The sequence below is a fragment of the Mycobacterium sp. 852002-51152_SCH6134967 genome, assembly GCF_001667105.1.
Taxonomy (GTDB): domain Bacteria; phylum Actinomycetota; class Actinomycetes; order Mycobacteriales; family Mycobacteriaceae; genus Mycobacterium; species Mycobacterium neumannii_A.
This window is the reverse complement of record NZ_LZIK01000069.1, coordinates 1-7,649: the sequence shown is the minus strand read 5'-3', so window position 1 is coordinate 7,649 and position 7,649 is coordinate 1. Positions and strand designations below refer to the sequence as shown.

Genomic DNA, 7,649 nt, shown 5'->3' with positions numbered 1-7,649 from the left:
ACCACAGTTGCCACATGACCGGATCGTGGACGGGACGGCCGACAGAACGCAAACCCCGTCGTCCATTTCTAAGAGAGCGCGGTGACGGTCGGGGGTGGCGGCGGTTTGGGAGTCGGTGCCTCCGGAGATTCGGGCGGCGGCGGTGTGCCCGGTTCGGCCCGCGGAGACTCCGGCGCAGGCGGCGGTTTCGGTGTCGGAGGCGGCGGTGTCACCGTGCGGGGGGTCTCGGGTGCCGGAGTGCCCTCCTCACCACGAGGGGGTGGATTGTTCGGCAGCCCAGGTGAATTCGGCGGCCCCGGACTATGCGGCGCAGTGGTGCGCGGCGCCGGTGGTGGCGGCGGCGTGCAGATCGGCAGCAGAGAATCGCGCGCCAGCTGGTTGATCTGGGTGATCGCCTGATCCTCCGACCCGGTCGGCAGACCGGAGATGACCTGTCGCTGTTCGGACGGTTTGAGGTCGCTCACCCGAAATGGCTGACAGTCGCGCGGTTCCTGGCCGGGACTGATCAGCGTCAGCCCGTTGCGTTCGGTCAGGCAGCCCTTTCGGTACGGCTCCTGCAGCGGGTAGCCGAGGATCGATCCGGGCACACCTCGCATGATCGAGACGACGTCGTCATGGGCGGTGACGTAGAAGTTGCTGCGGATGATCTCGCGACCGACGGCCAGTCCGGCAAGGACGACCAGTACCACGAGGGCGGCGGCGATGAACATTCGCCGCCGCGACTTGGGCGGTCGCGGCGGTTCCTCCGGTTCCGGTAGCGCGCGCTTGGCCTCGTTGCGTCGCGGGTTGAACGCCGACGCGCGACCGGCCGCGGTGTTGGGTGGTGGTTGGTCGTCATCACCCGATACCGCACCGGCGATGATCGGTTGGGTCTGCCCGTAGTCGTGGGCGTTGTTGTCGATGACGTCGGCCACCACGACGGTGACGTTGTCGGGACCGCCGCCGCGCAGCGCCAATTCGATGAGCCGGTCGGCACTTTCGGCGACGTCGGAGATCTGCAACGCCTCGAGGATGGTCTCGTGGCTGACCGGGTCGGACAGGCCGTCGGAGCACAGCAGATAGCGGTCGCCTGCGCGCGCCTCCCGCATGATGAGCGTGGGCTCGACCTCGTGGCCGGTCAGCGCGCGCATGATCAACGACCGCTGCGGATGACTGTGCGCCTCCTCGGCGGTGATGCGACCCTCGTCGACGAGCGTCTGGACGAACGTGTCGTCTTTGGTGATCTGGGTCAGCTCCCCGTCGCGCAGCATGTAGCCGCGTGAGTCTCCGATGTGCACCAAGCCAAGTCGGTTGCCCGCGAACAGGATTGCGGTCAACGTGGTGCCCATGCCCTCGAGCTCGGGGTCGGCCTCCACGTGCGCGGCGATCGCGGAGTTGCCCTCGCGCACCGCGGCGTCGAGCTTGCTCAGCAGGTCGCCGCCGGGTTCATCGTCGTCGAGGTGGGCCAGGGCGGCGATCACCAATTGGGAGGCCACCTCGCCCGCGGCGTGCCCACCCATACCGTCGGCCAGTGCGAGCAGGCGGGCGCCTGCGTACACCGAATCCTCGTTGTTCGCCCGAACCAGGCCGCGGTCGCTGCGCGCGGCATATCGAAGCACCAGGGTCACGGGCGCAGCTCGATTACCGTTTTGCCGATCCGAACCGGCGTGCCTATCGGAACGCGTACCGCCGTCGTCACCTTCGCCCTGTCGAGGTATGTGCCGTTGGTCGATCCTAGGTCCTCGACGTACCATTCCGAACCTCGAGGCGACAGCCTCGCGTGGCGCGTCGAGGCGTAGTCGTCGGTCAGGACCAACGTCGAGTCGTCGGCCCGCCCGATCAGCACCGGTTGGCTGCCGAGAGTGATGCGGGTGCCGGCCAGCGCACCCTCGATGACCACCAGATGCCGGGCCACGTTACGGCGGGCCCGGTTGGGTAGCAGCGAGGCGCGCAGCGGCAGCCCGCGTCGCACCATGACGGCGCCCGTGGGGGCGTAGAGATCCGTCCGCAGAATTCGCAGCACCGACCAGATGAACAGCCATAGCAGCAATAGGAATCCGACGCGCGTCAGTTGCAGTACCAACCCCTGCATCTGACGTCCTCTCCGTCTCCATCCCGTTCAGCCGCCTCGGCACCGCAGCCAGCCTCGGCACCGTCACGATACTTGGACGGTTACCGACATGAGGGGGAAGCGACAGCTTCTCCGCCCCGGGCGGGCGCTCAGTGCACGCGGACGATGATCTCGGAGTGGCCCAGCCGGATCACGTCGCCGTCCGCGAGCTGCCACTCCTGAACGGGCGCGTTGTTGACGGTGGTCCCGTTGGTGGAGTTCAGGTCGGACAACAACGCGACCTGACCGTCCCAACGGATCTCCAGATGCCGCCGGGACACCCCGGTGTCGGGCAGCCGGAACTGTGCGTCCTGGCCGCGGCCGATCACGTTGGTGCCCTCGCGCAGCTGATAGGTGCGACCACTGCCGTCGTCGAGCTGCAGCGTGACGGTCGCCGCGCCCGTGCCGTAGTCGGCTTGGCCGTAGCCGCCGCCGTAGCCGGCCGGCTGACCGTAGTCGTAGCCGCCGCCTGCGGGCTCGGAGTAGCCGGGTTCGGCGTAGCCGCCTGCGGGGGCGTCACCGTAGCGGCCGTAGTCCGGCGGAGCGCCGTAGCCCTGGTCCTGCCGCCCGTACGGCTGTCCGCCGTAACCACCCTGGTCGGGATAGCCGCCCTGATCCGGGTAGCCGCCCTGATCCGGATAGGCCGGACGGCCGTAGCCGCCCTCCTCGTGGCGGCCGGGGGCCGGGGGACGCCCGTAGTCGTAGTCGGGCCCGGGTGCGCCGCCGTATCCGGGCTGGCCGCCCTGCGGGGGACCGTAGCCACCCGGGGCCTGGCGGTAACCCTGGTCCGGGTAGCCGCCCTGCGGCGGCGGGCCGTAACCGGCGGGCGGGCGCTGCTCGTATGACGGCGGCGGGTAGCCCTGGTCGGGGTAGCCACCTTGGTCCGGGTAGCCGCCCTGATCCGGATAGCCACCCTGGTCGGGGTAGCCGCCCTGGCGCGGGGCGTACGGATCGCCCTGCGGCGGGTAGCCGCCCTGCTCGGGCGGGGGATAGGGGCCACGGTCGTCGGGGCGGCCGTAGCGATCGTCCTGCGGACGGTCTTGCGGACGGTCTTGCGGACGGTCGTAGTACTCGTCGGCGGGCCTCCCCGGCCCCTGGCCGCCGCGGTAGGTCGGGTTGTCGCTCATCGGTGGTACTCCTGATTCTGCGCTGGACGCACGTACATGGTGTGGTGGTGCGGGTTCGCCAGTGGTCGTGTCGGGATTGACCGCTCCACGCGCGCGAAACTGTCCGGTGTGCAGGGTGGGTGATTGTTCGAACCTGACGACCACATCACCATACGTTTGCCACCCCTGCTCACGGATGTATCCCTCCAAGTGCTTGGCAAAAGTCGCTGACGTGAGGTCTGGGTCGGCGCTCACCTTCTGATAGTCAGGCACACTGAGGGTAATGACGTAGTCGTTTGGTGCCAAAACCTGACCGCCGAGCACTTCGCGTCCGCCGGTGTCTGCCTCCCGCCGAAGCATCGCCTCGACCTCCTGCGGGACGATCGAACCGCCGAACACCCGGGCGAAGGCATCGCCGACCGTCGACTCGAGCTTGCGCTCGAAGCGGTCGACTAGACCCATGTCACCGCCCGCCTCACTCGGTCGTCGTCCGTCGGCACTGCTCACCGCGACGGGAGCCAGCGTGTCGCCTGGCCACATTGTTCATGTGCATGGTATCGGCCGAGCGCCGGACAGCGGGACCAACAGAACTCTGAGAATCGAATCACCGCAGTTCAGCGCCCTCGATCACGATCGGCCGAAAGTACCGGGGGCCAGCCGGTACGGTTGGGGAGCCGGGTGTTGTGCGTGATAGGCTCCCCCGGTTGTTGGGGCGAGTGGCGGAATGGCAGACGCGCTGGCTTCAGGTGCCAGTGTCCTTCGGGACGTGGGGGTTCAAGTCCCCCTTCGCCCACAAGCAATGAGACGAGCCACCGGATTTCGGTGCTCGTCTCATTTGTATGACGTCCGCGGCCGGCGTCGGCACGCCTGAATCTGCGGCCGGCTGCCCGCGGGTAATTTGCGAGACATGCGGAACGCGATCTTTGCGCTCGTATCTGTCGTCGCGCTGCTTGCCACGGCGTGCACATCGACCGTCGAGGGGTCCGCGGTGCGGGCCGCGGGTGGGCCCGTGTTGGATTTCGACCGGTTGGACCCGGGCCGGTATCCAACGGCACCGCGGGATCCGCTCGGCGTCGCGGGCGACCCGATGCTCGGCGTGGTGCTCGAGGGCCAGCGACTGGCCAACCACGTCATCGGGCCGTGGGAGGTCGACGAGGCGCTGACGGAATGGTTCGGCCTGGGCGCAATGGTGCTGCCCCGCGCCGAAGCGCTGGCCATGATCGGCCCGATGAACGTCGCTGCAGCGGCCGCCCGGCACGACTTCGTCACCGGCTTCGCCACGACGCGGACCGAGAAGAACAAGCAGATACTGCTCAACGCGGTGCTGCGCTTCGGCGACGATCGCGCTGCCCAGGCCGCGGCCGACGACATGGGCGACGCGGTATCGCAGCCGCAGGGCGCCGACGGACCGTCGCCGAAGCTGGAGATTCCCGGCCACCCCGAAGCGCGCGCCAGCAGTCACACCGGGACCGATCGCAACATCGGGAAATTCGGTGCGGTGCGGTCGTTCACCGCGCACGGGTCCTACGTGTTGATGCAGCTGGCGCAGGCGACCGCCGGTATCGACGCCGCCGCCCGGCTGGTGACCGAGAGCCTGGACCTGCAGGCGCCGGAGATCGACAAGTTCCGAGCCACCGACCCGAGCGAGCTGGCCGACATCTCGATCGATCCGACCGGCCTGTTGGCCCGCGTGCTACCGCTCGACGGCCGCGACCCGACGTTCACCAAGGGCGGGACCTACGAACGGCGGGGTGCGCTGCACTTCCAGTCCGACCCCGTGCGGTCGGCCAAGCTCTTCTCCAACACCGGCGTCGATCTGGTCGCGATGGCGGGCACGACCGTCTACGAGGCCGAGGACGTCGCGGGCGCCGAAGGCGTGGTCGAGGAGTTCGCCGAGGAGGTGTCGGCGACGGCCAAGCCGGCCAACCCGGTGCCGGACATGCCCGGCAGCCGCTGCCTGCGCACGAACGAGGGCAGTTTCTACTGTCTGGCCACCGCCGACGAGTACACCATCGAGACCAGTGCCCCGACTCTGCTTGCGGCACAACAGATGACGGCCGCGCAGTACATCATGCTGATGAGCTAGCGAGTACGCAGCGAAGTCGGCTGCCGCCGCGGCAGGTCGGGCCCGCATCATTGTCGCCGCGCTGAAGCCCATCCCGGTGACGGTCGTCGTCGCCGCGACCTGACAAGATCGGGCCGTGGGCAAGAACGAACGCGCGAAGATCGTCATGTCCGACGACGAGATCGCCGAATTCATCGAACGCAGCCGCACCGCGACGATGGCGACCGTGCTTCCTGACGGGCGGCCGCACCTGGTCGCGATGTGGTACGCCGTGCTCGACGGTGAGATCTGGTTCGAGACGAAGGCCAAGTCGCAGAAGGCCGTCAACCTGCGACGCAACCCGACGGTCACCGTGATGGTCGAGGACGGCCACACTTACGACACGCTGCGCGGCGTGTCCATCGACGGCAGGGCCGAAATCGTCGACGACCCGGAAACCATTCTGCGCGTAGGTATCAGCGTGTGGGAGCGCTACACGGGACCCTATTCCGAGGACATGCGCCCGTTCGTCGACCAGATGATGAAGAACCGCATCTGCGTGCGGGTGGTGCCGCTGCGCACCCGCAGCTGGGACCACCGCAAGCTCGGTATGCCCGAGATGCCGTTGGGTGGCAGCACCGCGCAGTACCTAGGTTGATCCCATGGACCCGAACAACAAGCCCAAGCAGCTGAACTCGCCTGTCGTCACGAAGATCATGAAGTACGCGGGCAAAGCCCACGTGTGGGTGTACCGCCGCTCGGGCGGCAAGATCGGCGCGACGTGGCGGGTGGGCGCGGGTTTCAAGAAGCCGGTACCGACGCTGCTGCTCGAGCACATCGGGCGTAAATCCGGCAGACGGCTGGTGTCGCCGCTGGTCTACATCAACGACGGCGACGACGTGATCGTCGTGGCGTCCCAGGGTGGCCGCGACACCGATCCGCAGTGGTACCGCAACCTGGTGGCCAATCCCGAGGCCCATATCGAGATCGGTTCGGACCGCCGAGCGGTGCGCGCCGTCACGGCCACGCCCGAACAAAAGGCGCGGTTGTGGCCGAAGCTGGTCGAGGCGTACGCGGATTTCGACACCTATCAATCGTGGGCCGACCGCGAGATTCCGGTGGTCATCCTGCAGCCGCGCTGACGACACGCCGAGTGCGATCCATCTCACACCCCTGAGGCGTTCGACTCCCCCCACACGCCGGGTAGCCAACAGGACAGGTGCACCCCAGCGCCGACCGAAACCGTCAACGCTTAAGGGGCGAAAATCTATGACTACCAAGAACACACTGATCGCGCAGTTGCGCACGATTCTTGACCTCACGCACACCGAGATCCAGGTCGCTGAGACCCGGATCGCGCAGGCCCGTACCGAGGCTGTCCGTCGTGAGCTGACTCAGAACGCCGAGAACGGCCGTATCCGTGCCGAGGCGATCGAGAAGGCGATCCGCGACCTGGGTGGCTTCCCGGACACGATCGGCCCGTTCCTGGGCCGCGCCGCCGCCGCGGTGAAGGCGCTCACCGAGCAGGCACAGCCGTTCGATGAGGCGCTACTCGGCGACCTGGCGCTCGAGGACCAGCTGCTCGACCGTGCCCGCTACGTCAAGGCACTCGCGGTCGCAGCCAAGGAGCCGGCCGTGCAGGATCTCGCCGATCGCCTGATCACCGCGCACTCGGCGACGGTGAACTGGCTGACGACAGTGTTGGCCGAGGATGCCCTCGGCGGCCCGGCCGCGCTGCAGCGCACCCCGCTGCAGGCTGCTGCAGGTACCGCGGTGAAGCTGGTGAACCTGCCGGGGCAGTGGTCGGCACAGTCGGTCGAGCGGCTCGCGGAGCTGCTGCGTTCGGCCGGACCGGCCGTCGATGATCTGCGCGAGCGTGCCCAGCGCGCCAGCGAGATCACCTTCAAGGCGCTCGGGGCGTCGCGCGACGGTGCCCTGCGCAGCGCGGAGAAGGTTGTCCGCCGCGAGGGTGCCGGCGACGCGGCCGATGCGCTGCACAAGGCGCGTGCCGAGAGTGGAGTCGTCGACGCCGACGAGCTGCCGATCGCCGGGTACGAGGATCTCAACCTCAGCGACGCGGTGGCCGCGGTGAAGGATCTCGACGATCCCTCCGACATCCGCACGATCATCGCCTACGAGGAGATGCACAAGAACCGCCAGCGGCTGGTGTCGGCAGCGCAGACGCGCCTGGCCGATATCGCGCAGGAGGTCGTGGGCATCAGCTGACCTTTTGGATGGCACCGGAAGCACCCCGCGGGAAACCGCGGGGTGTTTCGTGTGTCGCAGGGGTTTTCGGTGGTGTTGCCGAATTCTGCGGCAGGGCTGTGAATTGTCGCTTGGGTTCAAGGCATCGATGCAACAGCTGGCGGGTTTGAGAGTAGTTCGTTGAGTGCTTCGGCTGGGGTCCTCC

The 7,649-nt window shown here is 68.0% G+C and carries 7 protein-coding genes and 1 tRNA gene; 5 read left to right on the top strand and 3 right to left on the bottom strand.

Annotated features, from left to right (window positions below; translation table 11 throughout):
- Positions 1-68 precede the first annotated feature (68 nt).
- From A5790_RS23340 to A5790_RS23330, 3 genes are all read right to left on the bottom strand, one after another.
- On the bottom strand, positions 69-1,607 hold the full coding sequence (locus A5790_RS23340) for a PP2C family serine/threonine-protein phosphatase (protein WP_066849896.1): 1,539 nt from the start codon (positions 1,605-1,607) through the stop codon (positions 69-71).
- The gene (locus tag A5790_RS23335) at positions 1,604-2,071 is read right to left on the bottom strand and encodes an FHA domain-containing protein (RefSeq protein WP_064394676.1); all 468 of its coding nucleotides are present in this window, start codon (positions 2,069-2,071) and stop codon (positions 1,604-1,606) included. The genes A5790_RS23340 and A5790_RS23335 overlap by 4 nt, the downstream gene beginning before the upstream one ends.
- A 128-nt stretch (positions 2,072-2,199) precedes the next feature.
- On the bottom strand, positions 2,200-3,657 hold the full coding sequence (locus A5790_RS23330; protein WP_066849899.1) for an FhaA domain-containing protein: 1,458 nt from the start codon (positions 3,655-3,657) through the stop codon (positions 2,200-2,202).
- 248 nt (positions 3,658-3,905) lie between these two features.
- Here A5790_RS23330 and A5790_RS23325 point away from each other — a divergent pair.
- The 5 genes from A5790_RS23325 (at position 3,906) to A5790_RS23305 (ending at position 7,465) form a co-directional block, all read left to right on the top strand.
- A tRNA-Leu gene (locus A5790_RS23325) sits at positions 3,906-3,988 on the top strand.
- 114 nt (positions 3,989-4,102) lie between these two features.
- On the top strand, positions 4,103-5,281 hold the full coding sequence (locus tag A5790_RS23320) for a hypothetical protein (RefSeq protein WP_066849893.1): 1,179 nt from the start codon (positions 4,103-4,105) through the stop codon (positions 5,279-5,281).
- A 115-nt stretch (positions 5,282-5,396) separates the two neighbouring features.
- Positions 5,397-5,897, top strand: coding sequence for a pyridoxamine 5'-phosphate oxidase family protein (locus A5790_RS23315; RefSeq protein ID WP_066849890.1), 501 nt, complete (start codon positions 5,397-5,399; stop codon positions 5,895-5,897).
- A gap of 4 nt (positions 5,898-5,901) precedes the next feature.
- Positions 5,902-6,381, top strand: coding sequence for a nitroreductase family deazaflavin-dependent oxidoreductase (locus A5790_RS23310; RefSeq protein ID WP_066849883.1), 480 nt, complete (start codon positions 5,902-5,904; stop codon positions 6,379-6,381).
- Between the two features lie 127 nt (positions 6,382-6,508).
- Positions 6,509-7,465 (top strand): hypothetical protein, encoded by a 957-nt coding sequence (locus A5790_RS23305; protein WP_066849880.1) that lies wholly within the window; start codon positions 6,509-6,511, stop codon positions 7,463-7,465.
- Positions 7,466-7,649: the final 184 nt, after the last annotated feature.

Bases quoted from the DNA above. Each gene is read 5' to 3' on its own strand.
- A5790_RS23320 (WP_066849893.1), top strand. From the start codon at position 4,103: ATGCGGAACGCGATCTTTGCGCTCGTATCTGTCGTCGCGCTGCTTGCC.
- A5790_RS23330 (WP_066849899.1), bottom strand. From the start codon at position 3,657: ATGGGTCTAGTCGACCGCTTCGAGCGCAAGCTCGAGTCGACGGTCGGC.
- A5790_RS23335 (WP_064394676.1), bottom strand. From the start codon at position 2,071: ATGCAGGGGTTGGTACTGCAACTGACGCGCGTCGGATTCCTATTGCTG.
- A5790_RS23305 (WP_066849880.1), top strand. From the start codon at position 6,509: ATGACTACCAAGAACACACTGATCGCGCAGTTGCGCACGATTCTTGAC.
- A5790_RS23310 (WP_066849883.1), top strand. From the start codon at position 5,902: ATGGACCCGAACAACAAGCCCAAGCAGCTGAACTCGCCTGTCGTCACG.